At 32.7% G+C, this 14240-nt stretch carries 24 protein-coding genes; all 24 read right to left on the reverse strand.

All coding sequences use genetic code 11. The annotated features are described in order from the left end of the window. Window positions 1-3 precede the first annotated feature (3 nt). The 24 genes from rpsH to GIL12_RS00420 all read right to left on the reverse strand — a co-directional run bounded on the left by rpsH (window position 4) and on the right by GIL12_RS00420 (window position 14239). The gene (gene rpsH / locus GIL12_RS00305) at window positions 4-399 is read right to left on the reverse strand and encodes a 30S ribosomal protein S8 (protein ID WP_163467951.1); all 396 of its coding nucleotides are present in this window, start codon (window positions 397-399) and stop codon (window positions 4-6) included. Between the two features lie 39 nt (window positions 400-438). Further along, entirely contained in the window at window positions 439-726 is a 288-nt protein-coding gene (gene rpsN / locus GIL12_RS00310) for a 30S ribosomal protein S14 (RefSeq protein ID WP_163467953.1), read from the reverse strand. Window positions 727-748: 22 nt separating this feature from the next. Beyond that, the gene (rplE, locus tag GIL12_RS00315; RefSeq protein ID WP_163467955.1) at window positions 749-1300 is read right to left on the reverse strand and encodes a 50S ribosomal protein L5; all 552 of its coding nucleotides are present in this window, start codon (window positions 1298-1300) and stop codon (window positions 749-751) included. Window positions 1301-1318: 18 nt separating this feature from the next. After that, window positions 1319-1660 (reverse strand): 50S ribosomal protein L24, encoded by a 342-nt coding sequence (gene rplX / locus GIL12_RS00320; RefSeq protein WP_163467957.1) that lies wholly within the window; start codon window positions 1658-1660, stop codon window positions 1319-1321. Between the two features lie 16 nt (window positions 1661-1676). After that, complete coding sequence (gene rplN, locus GIL12_RS00325; RefSeq protein ID WP_163467959.1) at window positions 1677-2045, reverse strand: 50S ribosomal protein L14; 369 nt, start codon at window positions 2043-2045, stop codon at window positions 1677-1679. Between the two features lie 35 nt (window positions 2046-2080). After that, the gene (gene rpsQ / locus GIL12_RS00330; RefSeq protein ID WP_163467961.1) at window positions 2081-2332 is read right to left on the reverse strand and encodes a 30S ribosomal protein S17; all 252 of its coding nucleotides are present in this window, start codon (window positions 2330-2332) and stop codon (window positions 2081-2083) included. Between the two features lie 41 nt (window positions 2333-2373). After that, window positions 2374-2556 (reverse strand): 50S ribosomal protein L29, encoded by a 183-nt coding sequence (rpmC, locus tag GIL12_RS00335; RefSeq protein WP_163467963.1) that lies wholly within the window; start codon window positions 2554-2556, stop codon window positions 2374-2376. Further along, a complete protein-coding gene (rplP, locus tag GIL12_RS00340) occupies window positions 2556-2978 on the reverse strand; it encodes a 50S ribosomal protein L16 (RefSeq protein ID WP_163467965.1) in 423 nt (140 codons plus the stop codon). Before rplP ends, rpmC begins: the two co-directional genes overlap by 1 nt. Before the next feature lie 2 nt (window positions 2979-2980). Next, entirely contained in the window at window positions 2981-3637 is a 657-nt protein-coding gene (gene rpsC / locus GIL12_RS00345) for a 30S ribosomal protein S3 (RefSeq protein WP_163467967.1), read from the reverse strand. A 12-nt stretch (window positions 3638-3649) separates the two neighbouring features. Continuing rightward, entirely contained in the window at window positions 3650-3982 is a 333-nt protein-coding gene (gene rplV / locus GIL12_RS00350; protein ID WP_163467969.1) for a 50S ribosomal protein L22, read from the reverse strand. A 43-nt stretch (window positions 3983-4025) separates the two neighbouring features. Next, on the reverse strand, window positions 4026-4298 hold the full coding sequence (rpsS, locus tag GIL12_RS00355; RefSeq protein WP_163467971.1) for a 30S ribosomal protein S19: 273 nt from the start codon (window positions 4296-4298) through the stop codon (window positions 4026-4028). A gap of 24 nt (window positions 4299-4322) precedes the next feature. Continuing rightward, window positions 4323-5153 carry a 50S ribosomal protein L2 gene (rplB, locus tag GIL12_RS00360; protein ID WP_163467974.1) on the reverse strand — a complete coding sequence of 277 codons (831 nt, stop codon included), beginning with the start codon at window positions 5151-5153 and terminating at the stop codon, window positions 4323-4325. A gap of 52 nt (window positions 5154-5205) precedes the next feature. Beyond that, entirely contained in the window at window positions 5206-5490 is a 285-nt protein-coding gene (gene rplW / locus GIL12_RS00365; protein WP_163467976.1) for a 50S ribosomal protein L23, read from the reverse strand. Further along, window positions 5490-6122 (reverse strand): 50S ribosomal protein L4, encoded by a 633-nt coding sequence (gene rplD, locus GIL12_RS00370; RefSeq protein ID WP_163467978.1) that lies wholly within the window; start codon window positions 6120-6122, stop codon window positions 5490-5492. The genes rplW and rplD overlap by 1 nt, the downstream gene beginning before the upstream one ends. A 27-nt stretch (window positions 6123-6149) precedes the next feature. Further along, the gene (gene rplC / locus GIL12_RS00375; protein ID WP_163467980.1) at window positions 6150-6776 is read right to left on the reverse strand and encodes a 50S ribosomal protein L3; all 627 of its coding nucleotides are present in this window, start codon (window positions 6774-6776) and stop codon (window positions 6150-6152) included. A gap of 166 nt (window positions 6777-6942) precedes the next feature. After that, a complete protein-coding gene (gene rpsJ, locus GIL12_RS00380; protein ID WP_163467981.1) occupies window positions 6943-7251 on the reverse strand; it encodes a 30S ribosomal protein S10 in 309 nt (102 codons plus the stop codon). Between the two features lie 181 nt (window positions 7252-7432). Next, entirely contained in the window at window positions 7433-8317 is an 885-nt protein-coding gene (rnfB, locus tag GIL12_RS00385) for an RnfABCDGE type electron transport complex subunit B (protein WP_163467983.1), read from the reverse strand. A gap of 16 nt (window positions 8318-8333) precedes the next feature. Next, window positions 8334-8918 (reverse strand): electron transport complex subunit RsxA, encoded by a 585-nt coding sequence (gene rsxA / locus GIL12_RS00390; RefSeq protein WP_163467985.1) that lies wholly within the window; start codon window positions 8916-8918, stop codon window positions 8334-8336. A 4-nt stretch (window positions 8919-8922) separates the two neighbouring features. Further along, window positions 8923-9525 carry an RnfABCDGE type electron transport complex subunit E gene (locus GIL12_RS00395; protein ID WP_163467987.1) on the reverse strand — a complete coding sequence of 201 codons (603 nt, stop codon included), beginning with the start codon at window positions 9523-9525 and terminating at the stop codon, window positions 8923-8925. Next, window positions 9525-10055: an RnfABCDGE type electron transport complex subunit G gene (locus GIL12_RS00400; protein ID WP_163467989.1), complete on the reverse strand. Its 531-nt coding sequence runs from the start codon at window positions 10053-10055 to the stop codon at window positions 9525-9527. The genes GIL12_RS00395 and GIL12_RS00400 overlap by 1 nt, the downstream gene beginning before the upstream one ends. Continuing rightward, window positions 10045-10992, reverse strand: a complete 948-nt coding sequence (locus tag GIL12_RS00405; protein ID WP_370456688.1) for an RnfABCDGE type electron transport complex subunit D — start codon at window positions 10990-10992, stop codon at window positions 10045-10047. Before GIL12_RS00405 ends, GIL12_RS00400 begins: the two co-directional genes overlap by 11 nt. Window positions 10993-11014: 22 nt before the next feature. After that, entirely contained in the window at window positions 11015-12325 is a 1311-nt protein-coding gene (gene rsxC / locus GIL12_RS00410) for an electron transport complex subunit RsxC (protein ID WP_163467991.1), read from the reverse strand. A gap of 124 nt (window positions 12326-12449) precedes the next feature. Beyond that, window positions 12450-13016, reverse strand: a complete 567-nt coding sequence (gene pth, locus GIL12_RS00415; protein ID WP_163467996.1) for an aminoacyl-tRNA hydrolase — start codon at window positions 13014-13016, stop codon at window positions 12450-12452. A 20-nt stretch (window positions 13017-13036) separates the two neighbouring features. After that, complete coding sequence (locus GIL12_RS00420; RefSeq protein ID WP_163467998.1) at window positions 13037-14239, reverse strand: L-serine ammonia-lyase; 1203 nt, start codon at window positions 14237-14239, stop codon at window positions 13037-13039. Window position 14240: the final 1 nt, after the last annotated feature.

The raw sequence follows: 14240 nt of genomic DNA on the forward strand, positions 1-14240 counted from the left end.
AGTTTACCATACGAATGCAAGGACTTCTCCACCTACATTTTCTTGTCTTGCTACTTTATCAGTAACAATACCTTTCGAAGTAGATACTATTGCAATTCCTAATCCTGTAAGTACTCTAGGTAATTCATCTACCTGTGCGTATACTCTTCTTCCTGGTTTAGAAATTCTTTTCAATCCTTTGATTACTCTATCTTTTCCGTCATATTTTAAATATATTCTTATATTTTTTTTATTATCATCAGTTATAACTTTATAGTTAGTTACATATCCTTCTTCTTTTAATATTTCAGCTAATTTAAATTTCAAGTTAGAATAAGGAATATCAACTTTCTCATGCATTACTGCATTAGCATTTCTGATTCTTGTCAACATATCTGCGACTGGATCTGTTAAAAACATTTACTCTAATCCTCCTTTCATATTACTAATGGCATCTTTCTACCAAGATGATTTTGTTATTCCAGGAATTAATCCTGCCCCTGCTAGTTGTCTAAATTTGATTCTAGATATTCCAAACTCTCTCATGTATCCTCTTGGTCTTCCATCAATTTGACATCTATTTCTTTTTCTAACTGGTGAAGAATTAGCTGGAAGCTTGTTTAATTCAAACATAGCTTCAGAATCTCCTTCAAGTATTCTTTTTTTCAATTCAGCTCTTTTAGCTGCATATTTATCACAAAGTTCCGCTCTTTTAGCATCTCTAGCGATCATTGACTTTTTAGCCATTCTTTAAACCCTCCTTAACTAATTACTTTTTAAAAGGCATTCCAAAAGCCTTAAGTAAAGCTCTTCCTTCTTCATCAGTCTTAGCAGAAGATACTAATGTAATAGACATTCCTTGTAGTTTATCTACTTTATCGAAATCTATTTCAGGAAATACTAATTGATCTCTTAAACCGATTGAATAATTTCCTCTTCCATCAAATGCTTTTGCAGAAACTCCTTCGAAGTCTCTAACTCTTGGAAGAACTACATTTACTAATCTATCAAGAAAGTCATACATTCTTTCCTTTCTTAAAGTAACTTTTGCTCCGATTGCTTGATTTTCTCTTAATTTAAATCCAGCTTCTGATTTTTTAGCTTTTCTTTCTAGAGGTTTTTGTCCAGTAATAATAGCTAAATCTTTCATTGCTGCGTCCATTAATTTAGTGTTTTGAGTAGCTTCTCCAACTCCCATATTCACTATAATTTTTTCCATAGATGGACATTCCATTATATTTTTTAATTCTAATTCTTTCATTAAATTTTCTCTAATTACTTCATCAAATAATTTATGATATCTAGAAACATATTTAGACACTTATGTTATCCTCCCTTCTTATAGAACTTCACCAGATACTTTAGAGTATCTAACTTTCTTCCCGTCTTCTACTCTGTATCCAACTCTAGTTGCTTTACCAGCTTTTTCATCATAAAGCATTACTTTACATGAAAAAATTGCTGCTGGTTTAGTCACAACTCCACCTTGTGGGTTTGTTTGTGATGGTTTCAAATTTTTAGTAACCATGTTAATTCCTTCTACAACTATTTTCCCTTTTTTAGGAAAAACTTTTACTATTTTACCTGTTTTTCCTTTATCTTTACCAGACACAACACATACTGTATCTCCAGTTTTCACATGTAAAGAATTTGGCACAAATTTTACTTTAGGTTTAGCCACTTCGTCAGCCTCCTCTCTATATTACTTCTGGAGCAAGAGATACTATTTTCATAAAGCTTTTAGCTCTCAATTCTCTTGCAACAGGCCCAAAAATTCTTGTTCCTTTAGGCTCATTATTAGTAGTCATAATTACGCCAGCATTATCATCAAATTTTATATATGATCCGTCTTCTCTTCTTTTTTCTTTTCTAGTTCTAACAATGACAGCTTTAACGATGTCACCTTTTTTAACGTTACCACCAGGTATTGCTTCCTTTACTGAGGCTACAACTATGTCACCAATTCTTCCAAATCTTTTTTTAGTTCCGCCAAGTACTCTGATTACCATAATCTTTTTTGCACCTGAGTTGTCTGCAACATTAAGGACAGTTTGTTGTTGTACCATTACAATATCCTCCTTCCAAATTTTAATATTGGATTTTATTTAGCTCTTTCTAAAACCTCAACCAGTCTCCATCTTTTATCTTTAGATAAAGGTCTTGTTTCCATTATTCTTACTTTATCACCAATTTGAGCTACATTATTTTCATCATGAGCTTTTAATTTAGTAGTTTTTTTAACTCTTTTTTTATAAATTGGATGTAACGCCATAGTAGCTATTGTAACAACTATAGTTTTCTCCATTTTATTAGAAACAACCATTCCTTCTCTTACTTTTCTATCGTTTCTCAAGGTTTGACCTCCTATTCTTAAGAATCTTTTTATCTTAATTTCTATCTTTCGTTTAAAATTGTATTCATTCTTGCAATTTCTCTTCTAACTTCTCTAATTTTAGCAGTGTTAGTTAGTTGTCCTAATGAAAGTTGAAATTTTAGATTGAATAATTCTTCTTTAAGTTCTTTGCACTTAACAACTAAGTCTTCACTAGACATTTCTCTTATATCCTTAGCTTTCATTATTTATCACCGCCATTTTCTCTTTTAACTATTTTACATCTAATTGGCAACTTCATAGCTGCTTTTCTTAATGCTGCTTTTGCTAGTTCTTCAGTTACTTCAGAAACCTCAAACATTATTTTTCCAGGTTTAACAACTGAAACCCAACCGTCTACAGCCCCTTTACCTTTACCCATTCTAACACCAGCAGGTCTAGAAGTGATTGGTTTGTCAGGGAATATTCTTATAAATGTCTTTCCTGATCTTTGGAATGTTCTGTTGATTCCTACTCTACATGCTTCTATTTGTCTATTTGTTATCCAAGAAGGCTCTAAAGCTTGTAACCCGTAATCACCAAATGCTACAGTAGTTCCTCTATTAGCTGAACCTTTCATTCTTCCTCTAAACATTTTTTTATGTTTTGTTCTTTTAGGCATTAACATGATTATTTATCCCCTCCTTCCTTTTTAGTTGGAAGTACTTCACCGTTAAATATCCATACCTTAATTCCTAATGCTCCATAAGTAGTATGTGCTGTTGCTGTTGCATAATCTATATCTGCTCTTAATGTATGTAAAGGCACTTTCCCTTCAACCATCCATTCGCATCTAGCAATTTCAGCTCCGTTTAGTCTTCCAGAAATCATTACTTTGATTCCCTTTGCTCCTGATCTCATAGCTCTCATTATAGCTTGATTTGCAGCTCTTTTGTAAGCTACTCTTCTTTCAATTCCACCAGCTATATTTTCTGCTACTAGTACAGCATTTTTGTTGAAATTTTTAACTTCTAAAACTTTAACTAATGCTTTTTTACCAGTTAAAGCTTCTAATTTAGCCTTTATTGATTCTATTTCAGAACCTTTTCTACCTATTACTATTCCAGCTTTAGCCGCATTGATTATCACTACAACTTGTGAAGGTGATGTTCTTTCTATGCTTATTTTCGCTATCCCAGCATGGTAATAATTTTTCTTAATGAACTCTCTGATTTTTACATCTTCATGGAAGTACTTAATGTATTCCTTTTTGTCTGCATACCAGTTAGAGTCCCAAGTTCTTGTTATACCAAGTCTTAATCCTCTAGGGTCTACTTTTTGTCCCACAGTTTTAACCTCCTACTTTTCAGATACTCCAACTATAATATGAGCTGTTGGTTTTCTTATTATATCAGCTCTTCCCATTGCTCTTGGACTAATTCTTTTAAGAGCTGGTCCATCGTTTATTATCATTGTAGATATAATCAATTTTTCATCATCTAATTTTGCATTGTTTGTTGCATTCGCTATAGCTGATGTTAAAGTTTTCTTTATTATTCCAGCTGCTTTTTTGTTTGTATATTCTAATAAATCAAGTGCCTCTAGTGCTGATTTTCCTCTCACTAAGTCAGCTACTAATCTAGCTTTTCTTGGAGACATTCTCACGAATCTAGTACTTGCTTTTACTTCCACTAGTTTCTCCTCCTTTGTTTTATATTAATTTTGATTTCAACTATTACTTTCCTCCGACTCTTGTGTGTCCGTGGTAAGTTCTAGTAGGTGCAAATTCACCTAATTTATTTCCAACCATTTGTTCAGTTACGAAAACTGGTATATGTTTTTTCCCGTTATATACTCCAAATGTCAATCCTATGAAATTTGGGAATATTGTTGATCTTCTTGACCAAGTTTTTATAACAGTTTTTAAATTTCCATTTGCTTTTACTTCTTCAGCCTTTTTCATTAAGTGATGATCACAAAAAGGCCCTTTTCTAAGCGATCTTGCCATAGCCTATGTCCTCCTCTCTCGAAATTACTTGTCGTTTCTTCCTCTTACGATAAACTTATCAGATTTTTTTCTTCCTCTTGTTTTTGCACCAATTGCTGGTTTACCCCAAGGAGTTAATGGAGATTTTCTACCTACAGTAGCTTTACCTTCTCCTCCACCATGAGGGTGATCACAAGGGTTCATTGCAGATCCTCTTACATGAGGTCTTCTTCCCATAAGTCTATTTCTTCCTGCTTTTCCGATTGTTATTAGGCTGTGTTCAGAATTTCCCACTTCTCCAACAGTTGCCATACATTCACCATGAATTAATCTAAGTTCCCCTGATGGTAACTCTACATGACAATATGTTCCTTCTTTAGCAACTAATCTAGCAGCAGTTCCTGCAGATCTTACTAATTGTCCACCTCTACCAATTTGAAGTTCTATATTGTGAATTTGAGCTCCCACTGGCATGTCTTTCAATTTTAATGCATTTCCTGGTTTTATGTCTGCTTTGATTCCACTTAATACAACGTCCCCAACTTTTAATCCTTTAGGTGCTAATATATAAGCTTTTACTCCGTCAGCATAATGTAATAATGCAATGTTTGCAGTTCTGTTTGGGTCATATTCTATTGACGCAACAGTTGCAGGTACATCTAATTTTGTTCTTTTAAAATCAATTATTCTGTATAATCTTTTATGACCTTTTTGTCTATTTGTTCCTGTTCTGTGACCGTAGTTATCTCTACCATAAGAAGAGTTTAAAGGTACAGTTAAAGACTTTTCAGGTCTTGCTTTACTTAGTCCCTCTACAACAAGTCTTGACATATGTCTTGTTCCAGGACTTGTTGGTTTCATTACTTTTATAGCCATTTTCAATCCTCCGATATCTATTATAGACCTATAACTATCTTTAAATCTGTTATTACATTTCTTTAAAATATGAAATAGTTCCTGAAGTTAATTCCACAATTGCTTTTTTCTTAGCTTGAGTTTTATATAATTTCATACCATGTCTTTTTGTTACAGGTTTCACGTTTAATGTAGAAACATTTGCTACTTTTACATCAAATATTTCTTCCACTGCTTTTTTAATTTCTATTTTATTTGCTTTTTTGTTTACTTCAAAAGTATATTTATTATGCTCTCTTCTAAGAAGCTCAGTTTTTTCAGTAATTAGAGGCTTTCTTATAATTTCATAAGCTGTCATTATCCAAGCACCTCCTCAATTGTTGCTAATGCTTCTTTAGTTATGATTACTTTATTTTGTTTTAGTAACCAGTAAATACCTAATTCGCTTGGTTGAAATACTACTGCATTTTCTAGATTTCTTGCAGATAGGAATAGATTAAAATCATTCTGTTCTGTCAAGTCATCAACTACAAACATTTGTTTTGTTGTAGCTCCTAAAGCTTTTGTTAATTCAATTATTGTTTTTGTTTTTGGAGCTTCTATTGCACCATCTAAAACAACTACGTCACCAGCTGCACATTTAGCTGATAATGCTGATTTAAGTGCTAATACTCTAGCTTTTTTGTTTACTTTCTTTTCGTAGCTTCTAGGTGTTGGTCCAAAAACAACTCCCCCACCAACCATGTGTGGTGCTCTAATTGTTCCTTGTCTAGCTCTACCAGTTCCTTTTTGTTTAAAAGGTTTTCTTCCTCCACCTTTTACAGCGGATCTGTTCTTAGTGTTTGCACTTCCTTGTCTAGCTGCTGCTAATTCTGCTGTAAGAACTTCATGAAGAACTACTTTATTTGGTTCAATACCAAATATAGTATCATCAACTTCAACAGTTCCAGTTTGTGCTCCTGCTAAGTTATATATGCTTAAAACTGCCATTTCTTTCCTCCTTTCACTTCTACTAACCTATTTTTTTATAGCTGGTCTTACTACAACGTATCCATTTTTAGGTCCAGGTACTGCACCTTTTATTAAGATTACGTTATTTTCAACATCTAATTTAACTACTTTTAAGTTTTGAACTGTTACAGTAGTATTTCCATATTGTCCAGCCATTCTTAAACCTTTCAAAACTTTTCCAGGCCAAGAAGATTGTCCTATTGAACCTCCAAGTCTATGGTTTCTAGAAACACCATGAGTTGCTCTATTACCACTGAAGTTATGTCTCTTCATAACACCTGCAGTTCCTTTTCCTTTTGATGTTCCAGTTATGTCTATATATTCAACACCTGCTAAAACATCTGCTTTTATTTCTTGTCCAAGTTCATATCCTTCAACTGATTCAACCTTTAATTCTCTAACGAATCTTAATGGTTTAACACCAGCTTTATTGAATATTCCCATCATTGGTTTAGTAGAATTTTTTTCTTTTTTCTCATCAAAACCTAGTTGTAATGCTACATAACCTTCTGTCTCAACTTCTTTTTTTTGTAAAACATAGTTTGGACCAGCTTCTACTACAGTTACTGGAACAAATTTTCCGTCTTCAAAGATTTGAGTCATTCCAATTTTTTTTCCTAAAATTCCTGACATTTTTTTACCTCCATCAAATAATATATCGGTTGACAACTTGACCTCGTGGTTCCACGAGTTCGCTTTAAAAAAAGCGCCAACTTGTATTATTCTGTAAGGATAATTTGATTCAACCTATATTTACTTTCAAATTACCCGAGAATCAGCCATTATACTTTGCCTCAAATTACGCTTGTTTAATCTCGATTCCAACTCCAGCTGGTAAATTTACAGCTGTTAGTGATGATATAGTTTTTTGTGTAGAATTTTTAATTTCTACCATTCTTCTGTGAACTCTCATCTCAAATTGCTCTCTTGAATCTTTATTTACATGTACTGATCTTAATACAGTGTATTTTTTTATTCTTGTTGGTAGTGGCATTGGACCTGCTATTTCAGCTCCTGACTTTTGTGCTACCTCTGCTATTTTCTTAGCTGATTGATCCAATAACATATGATCATAAGCTTTTAAATAGATTCTTAATTTGTTAGACATCTATACACCTCCTTTAATTTTTTCATTTAAAAGAATTAATATCCTTTGTACACCTGAAAGATTATATCATATATTCTAATAATTTCAAAGTTTTTTTTATAATTTTTTGTGGGAAATTTTTATTATGAAAATTGATGCTAATAAGCATAGTCCTATTAGCATCAATTACTATCCTAAACTTTTAATTTTTTTTGATTTCTTCTTCTTTTTTAGGTGCTGGTTTTTTAGGAGCTGGTTTTTTTCTAACTCCATGACCACTTTCAAATCTTAAATTAACAATTGCATTAGTTGGACATTTTAACTCACACAATCCACAATTTATACATTTTTCAGGATCTATTTTAGCCAAATTGTTTTCAAGTACAATTGCATCTTTAGGACAAGCTTTTACACACATTCCACATCCGATACATGCTACTTTACAATTTTTCCTTGCATCTACACCCTTATCTTTAGATGAACATTTAACTGTTACTAATTTTTTTTGAGGTAACATTTCTATTACACCTTTAGGGCAAGTATTTTTACAAGCTCCACAAGATACACATGTTTCTTCATCTATACTAGCAATACCATCCTTAATTTTAATTGCATTTACAGGACAAACTTTTACACAATCTCCTAATCCTAAACAAGCATAAGAACAAGATTTCTCTCCACTTGCATATATATTAGCTGCTGCACAAGTTTTTATTTCTCCTCTAAAGTTATATTTAGTAGTTGCATTTCCTGTTGTTCCTTGGCAAAGAACCTTTGCTACAATTTTATCCCCTGTTGAAGGTTCTACTTTCATTCCCATTATTTCAGCTACTTCTTCTGATACTGATGGGCCCCCTGGAGCACACAAATTAGGTTTTGCCCCTTTATTTACAACTGCATCTGCATACCCTGCACAACCTGGGAATCCACAACCACCACAGTTTGCTCCTGGTAAACATTCAATTATTTTTGTAACTCTTTCATCAACTTTAACCTCAAACTTTTTAGAGGCAAAAGCTAAGAATAATCCCATTGCAAGTCCTGTAACACCAAGAATTACCATGGCTATTAAAATTTCACTACTCATTTCGACCTCCAAAAATTTATATTTTCATTCCACTAAATCCCATAAATGCAATAGCTAGAAAACTTGCTGCTAAAAATGCTATTGGAACACCTTTAAAAGGTGCTGGGATATCTGAATACTCCATTCTTTCTCTTATTCCTGCAAGTAAAACTAATGCTAGGGTAAATCCTATTGCTGCCCCTGCACCATTTACAACTGTTTCTATAAAATTATATCCTTCTTGTATATTTAATATTGCAACTCCTAGAACACAACAGTTTGTTGTTATTAAAGGTAAGTAAACCCCAAGAGCATTATATAAATTGGGGGATAATTTTTGAATCGCCATTTCTACAAACTGAACTAGTGAAGCTATTATCAATATGAACATTATTGTTTGTAAATATTCAAGATGAAAAGGTACTAGCATATATTGATATACAAGCCAAGTTAATGCAGAAGATAAAGAAATTACAAATACAATTGCCATTCCCATACCTATAGAAGATTCTACTTTTTTAGAAACACCCATGTAAGGGCAAATACCCAATACTCTACCAAAAACATAGTTTTGAATAAATATTGAAGTTATAATGATACTAAATAATTTTCCGAAATCCATTTAACTATGCCTCCTTCTTTAGTTTTAAATAGTTTTGAAATGCAATAACAAAAGCTATAGTCATAAATCCTCCAGGAGGTAATATGAATATTAACGCTGGTTCCCAGCTAGCAGGGAAAAGTGCTACATTAAATAATGACCCATTCCCTAATACTTCTCTTATTGATCCTAGAATTGTTAAAGCTATTGTGAACCCGATTCCTGATCCCAATCCATCTAAAACTGAGTCTAAAACTCCATTCTTAGAAGCAAAACTTTCAGCTCTTCCCAAAACTATACAGTTAACAACTATAAGAGGTATAAATAATCCTAGAATTTTATACATTCCAGGAGTATAAGCTTGCATTACCATTTGAACTACTGTAACCAAAGAAGCTATTACCATAATAAAAGCTGGAATTCTTACCTTATCTGGTATAAATCTCTTTACTAGAGAGATTAATAAATTCGAACATGTTAAAACAGCTGCTGTGGCAATTCCCATAGACATACCGTTAATTGCAGAAGTTGTTGTCCCTAAAGTTGGACATAATCCTAGCAATAAAACAAATACTGGATTTTCTTTTACTAATCCATTTAAAAGAATACTTAATCTATTTTTAGCCATTATTTATTCACCCCCGCATATGCTGATAAAGCTTTTTGGATTCCTGAATAAACACTACTTGGGGAAATTGTTGCTCCTGCAAAAGCATCTACTGTTTTATTAAATGTATAAGCCTTATCTTTTCCTATCCAATGATTTTCCCATTCAAGTCCTGCGATTTTAGCTCCTAATCCAGGAGTTTCTTGGTGATCCATTATTCTTAATCCTGTAATTTTTCCATCTAGATCAACTCCTAAAGAGAAATTAATATTTCCTCCATATCCACCTTGATCTACAACAACTACATAACCTACTTTATTTCCAGAAGCATCTAACCCTGGTATAAATTTCAATCCTTGATTTTCAATTGCTGATGAATCATTAAATTCTACAGCAGCTGGAAGAACATCCTTTCGAGCTGCATTAGCTGTTACTATTTTATTATTTGCAATTACTCCTTTAGTCATAGAGTTTACCCCAGCTAAACATCCTGCAGAGATAGCTGCTATAATTAATAAAACAGATCCAAAATGTACAAATCTATTTTCCACTAGCCTTCACCTCCCCAAATTTCTTAGGTGTTGTATATCTATTTATTAAAGGTGTTACTCCATTCATTATTAATATTGAAAAAGCTGTTCCTTCAGGATAACCACCCTTCATTCTAATTACTGAAATTAAAAATCCTATTCCCAAAGCAAAAACTAATTTTCCCTTTGAAGTTACTGGACTAGTTACCATATCTGTAGCCATAAAGAAAGCTCCTAATAACAATCCACCTGAAAGTATTTGTGCTAATGGATCTTCTGCTCCTAGTAAGTAAGTACATACAAATACTGTTGCAATGATTGTTGCTGGAAGTTTCCAGTCTATTTGTTTTTTATGAATTAAATACAAACCTCCAATTAGTATAGCTAAAGCTGATGTTTCACCTAAACATCCTCCCATCTTCCCTATTAGAGCTTGAGTATATATACTCCCTTTTCCTATAAGTGCGCTATCTAAAGGTAATCCTCTTTTCATTGCATCTAACATTGTTGGACCTGCTAGTCCATCTAAAGAAAATGTTGTTATAGCCACAGGCCAAGAAGCTTGTATAAAAGCTCTTCCTACTAAAGCTGGATTGAAAATATTTTGTCCCAATCCTCCAAATAACATTTTTCCAAAAGCAATTGATACTATTGATCCAATTATTACAAATTGAATTGGCATGTCCACTGGAATAACAAAAGCAAATAAAATTCCAGTTACAATGGCACTTCCATCGTGTAATGAAGAATCTTTATTTCTAATTTTATTAAATACTAATTCTGTTAACATACAAAATATTACAGATACAGCCGTTACTATTATAGCTTTTAATTTAAATACATAAATAGCCATTAAAAGAGCAGGAATTAATGCAATAATTACATCACGCATTACTTTGTCCACTGTTTCTGAAGTTCTTATGTGAGGTGATGGCCCCATATTATATACTTTTAACACTTTTTTCCCTCCTATTTACTAACTATTTTTTCATTGATCTTAGTTTTGATTTTCCTATTTTTATAGCTTCAGTTAATGGTCTATTTGCTGGACATATATATGCACAAGAACCACATTCTATACAATCCATTAAATTATATTGCCCCATATTTTCCCATTCTTCTTTAATTGCCAATCTTCCATACATAAATGGTACCAAACTCATAGGACATACATCTACACATTTTCCACAACTAATACATGCTTGAGGTTTACAGTAATTAGTTTCTTCTTTAGTTAAAGCTAAAAGTCCACCTGTCCCTTTAATAACAGGAACATCTTCTGTAAATTGTGCCATACCCATCATAGGTCCACCCATAACAAGTTTGTCCACTTTCTCCTTGTCAACTCCACATTTTTCTAATAAATCAGAAAAAGGAGTTCCTATTACAACTCTTAAATTTTTAGGTTCTTTTATTGCTTTTCCTGAAACAGTAACTATTTTTTCTATTAAAGGTTGCCCTAAAACTATACCTCTATAAATTGCTGCTGCTGTTCCTGTATTTTGAACAATTACTCCAGCATCTCCTGGAAGTTTCCCTGAAGGAACTTCTCTATTTAATACTGCTTTTATAAGTTGTTTCTCTCCCCCTTGAGGGTATTTTGTGTGAAGAGGCATTACTTCAATCCCTGTTCCTTCACAAGCTTTTTTCATATTAGCTATCGCTTCTGGTTTATTTTCTTCTATTCCAATAATTGCAGAAGTTATTCCTAATATTTTTTTGATAATTTTGATACCTTCCACTATTGCTTGTGGATCTTCTAACATAAGTCTATTATCTGAATTAAGATAAGGCTCACACTCTGCTCCATTTAACAATAATGTATCAACTACACACCCATTAGGTGGATTTAATTTGATATGAGTTGGAAAACTAGCTCCACCTATACCTACAATCCCTTTTTCTCTAATAAGGTTTAACAATGTTTCTCCTGTTGCTTTTTCCCAATTTTCAATTTTTTCAAGTTCGCACCATTCGTCTTTTCCATCATTTTCAATTATGATAGTGTTTGCTTTCCCCATTAAAGGAAAAACACGTCTCTCAATCTTTTTAACTATCCCACTTATTGGTGCATGAATAGTTGTTGATAAAAACGCTTTTGAGTCAGCTATTTTTTGACCTTTTAAAACTCTCTCTCCAACTTTCACAATTGGATCTAATGGAGCCCCTATATGTTGCTGCATCGGCACATATACCATTTTTGGTGATTCCATATCCTCTGTTACTAGTTTTGCTGTTTGAGCCTTATTATCAGGTGGATGAACTCCACCTTTGAATCCAAAGAACTTCATACAAATCTCCTTCCTTAAACTTATATAAAATTTATTAATTAATATAATAAATAATCCCCTTTAGAGTTTACCATACTTGTAATTTTTTAACAATATTTTTTTAAAGGTTTTGAGTGTTATTTAATTACTTTTTGTTGCTTTTCTGTAATACTACATCTTTTTTTTCACCTTTAACTAGTAATAAACTCATTTCTGAAACATTTTCTATTACATTCTCCAATTGATTTTCTTCTTCCTTAGAAAATCTTCCTATTACGTGAGATATGATTTTATCGTCACTAGCAGCTCCACCTATTCCTACTTTTATTCTAGTGAAGTTTTCTCCTAAATGGGATATAATTGATTTTATTCCATTATGTCCACCAGAGCTACCTTTATCTCTTATTCTTAATTTTCCAAAATTCATAGACATATCATCAAAAATTATTATTACATCTTTCTCTATGTTTAATTTATAAAAATTAACAACTTCAACTATAGATTCTCCACTTAAATTCATATATGTTTGTGGTTTTAACAACAATAATTTTTCGTTATTATAATTTCCTTCAATTAATAATCCTTTAAATTTTTCCTTAGAGTTATTAAAATTAAGTTTCTCTATGATTTTGTCAACAACCATAAAGCCTATATTATGTCTAGTTTTTTCATATTGTTTTCCTGGATTTCCTAATCCCACTATTAATTTCATTCTTTCTCCTAACCACTATCTTAGCAATGAGGGCAATAATATTTTGCCAATCCCCCTAAAGATGTCTCTCTATACTCTTTCTTCATATCTTTACCTGTTTCTTTCATTGTGATTACTACCTCATCAAAAGAAACTGAATGAATTCCATCAGTATATATTGAATAATTTGCTGTATCTAAAGCCCTTGCTGCTGCTGAAGCATTTCTCTCTATACATGGAATTTGAACATAACCTCCAACTGGATCACAAGTAAGACCTAAACTATGTTCTAAAGCCATCTCAGAAGCATACTCTATTTGTTCCTTTGTTCCACCCATTATAAAGGTAGCCATTCCCGCTGCCATAGCACATGCAGTTCCAACCTCAGCTTGACATCCTGCTTCAGCTCCTGATATGCTGGCGTTTTCTTTAACTATATTTCCAATTATTCCTGCTGTTGCCAAAGCTTTTATTATTTCATTTTCAGATAGATCGTAAGCTTCAACTAAAGTATATAGAGTTCCTGGTATTATTCCTGCCGCTCCGCAAGTTGGAGCTGTTACAACTTTTCCTCCAGCTGCATTTTCCTCTGAAACAGCTAAAGTGTAGGCAAATAGTTTTCCTCTAAAGGCCCTTACTTTTCCTTCTATTCTAGATTTTTTATAAAAAATAGCTGCTCTTCTTTTTAATCCAATACTTCCTGGAAGAACTCCTTCTTTTATAATTCCTCTTTCTACTGCATCTTCCATTGCCTTCCATATTTCTAGTAAATATTCCTTTATATCCTCTTGTTCGTATTGAAAAACATATTCCCATAATTCTTTTTTATTAGCATCACACCATTTTAATATGTCGTCCATTTTTTTTAAAGGATAGACAGTTGAAGTATTTCTGTCTTCTCCTTCTTCTACAATTGTTCCTCCTCCAACTGAAAAAACTAACCAATTTTTGATTTCACAACCTTCTTTGTCATAAGCAAAAAATCTCATTGCATTTGGATGAAAAGGATGAATATACTCAGGTTTCCAAACTATTGTAGTTTTATCTTTCCCTAAAGTTTTTTCAAGTATCCAATCTGTTAAATGGCCCTTTCCTGTAAGAGCTAATGAACCGTAGAGTTCCACCTTATATTTTTCTGCGTTTATAGTGTCTTTTTTAAACTTTCTTGCTGCTCTTTCTGGTCCCATAGTATGAGAACTAGAAGGCCCATTTCCAATTTTAAATAACTCTTTTAACGAATCCATT

This window comes from Fusobacterium sp. IOR10 (assembly GCF_010367435.1).
GTDB lineage: Bacteria > Fusobacteriota > Fusobacteriia > Fusobacteriales > Fusobacteriaceae > Fusobacterium_B.

Coding starts and splice junctions, on each gene's coding strand:
- rpsH (WP_163467951.1), bottom strand. CDS start 399: ATGTTTTTAACAGATCCAGTCGCAGATATGTTGACAAGAATCAGAAAT.
- rpsN (WP_163467953.1), bottom strand. CDS start 726: ATGGCTAAAAAGTCAATGATCGCTAGAGATGCTAAAAGAGCGGAACTT.
- rplN (WP_163467959.1), bottom strand. CDS start 2,045: ATGGTACAACAACAAACTGTCCTTAATGTTGCAGACAACTCAGGTGCA.
- rpmC (WP_163467963.1), bottom strand. CDS start 2,556: ATGAAAGCTAAGGATATAAGAGAAATGTCTAGTGAAGACTTAGTTGTT.
- rplP (WP_163467965.1), bottom strand. CDS start 2,978: ATGTTAATGCCTAAAAGAACAAAACATAAAAAAATGTTTAGAGGAAGA.
- rpsS (WP_163467971.1), bottom strand. CDS start 4,298: ATGGCAAGATCGCTTAGAAAAGGGCCTTTTTGTGATCATCACTTAATG.
- rplB (WP_163467974.1), bottom strand. CDS start 5,153: ATGGCTATAAAAGTAATGAAACCAACAAGTCCTGGAACAAGACATATG.
- rplW (WP_163467976.1), bottom strand. CDS start 5,490: ATGACAGCTTATGAAATTATAAGAAAGCCTCTAATTACTGAAAAAACT.
- rplD (WP_163467978.1), bottom strand. CDS start 6,122: ATGGCAGTTTTAAGCATATATAACTTAGCAGGAGCACAAACTGGAACT.
- rplC (WP_163467980.1), bottom strand. CDS start 6,776: ATGTCAGGAATTTTAGGAAAAAAAATTGGAATGACTCAAATCTTTGAA.
- rpsJ (WP_163467981.1), bottom strand. CDS start 7,251: ATGTCTAACAAATTAAGAATCTATTTAAAAGCTTATGATCATATGTTA.
- rnfB (WP_163467983.1), bottom strand. CDS start 8,317: ATGAGTAGTGAAATTTTAATAGCCATGGTAATTCTTGGTGTTACAGGA.
- rsxA (WP_163467985.1), bottom strand. CDS start 8,918: ATGGATTTCGGAAAATTATTTAGTATCATTATAACTTCAATATTTATT.
- GIL12_RS00395 (WP_163467987.1), bottom strand. CDS start 9,525: ATGGCTAAAAATAGATTAAGTATTCTTTTAAATGGATTAGTAAAAGAA.
- rsxC (WP_163467991.1), bottom strand. CDS start 12,325: ATGAAGTTCTTTGGATTCAAAGGTGGAGTTCATCCACCTGATAATAAG.
- pth (WP_163467996.1), bottom strand. CDS start 13,016: ATGAAATTAATAGTGGGATTAGGAAATCCAGGAAAACAATATGAAAAA.
- GIL12_RS00420 (WP_163467998.1), bottom strand. CDS start 14,239: ATGGATTCGTTAAAAGAGTTATTTAAAATTGGAAATGGGCCTTCTAGT.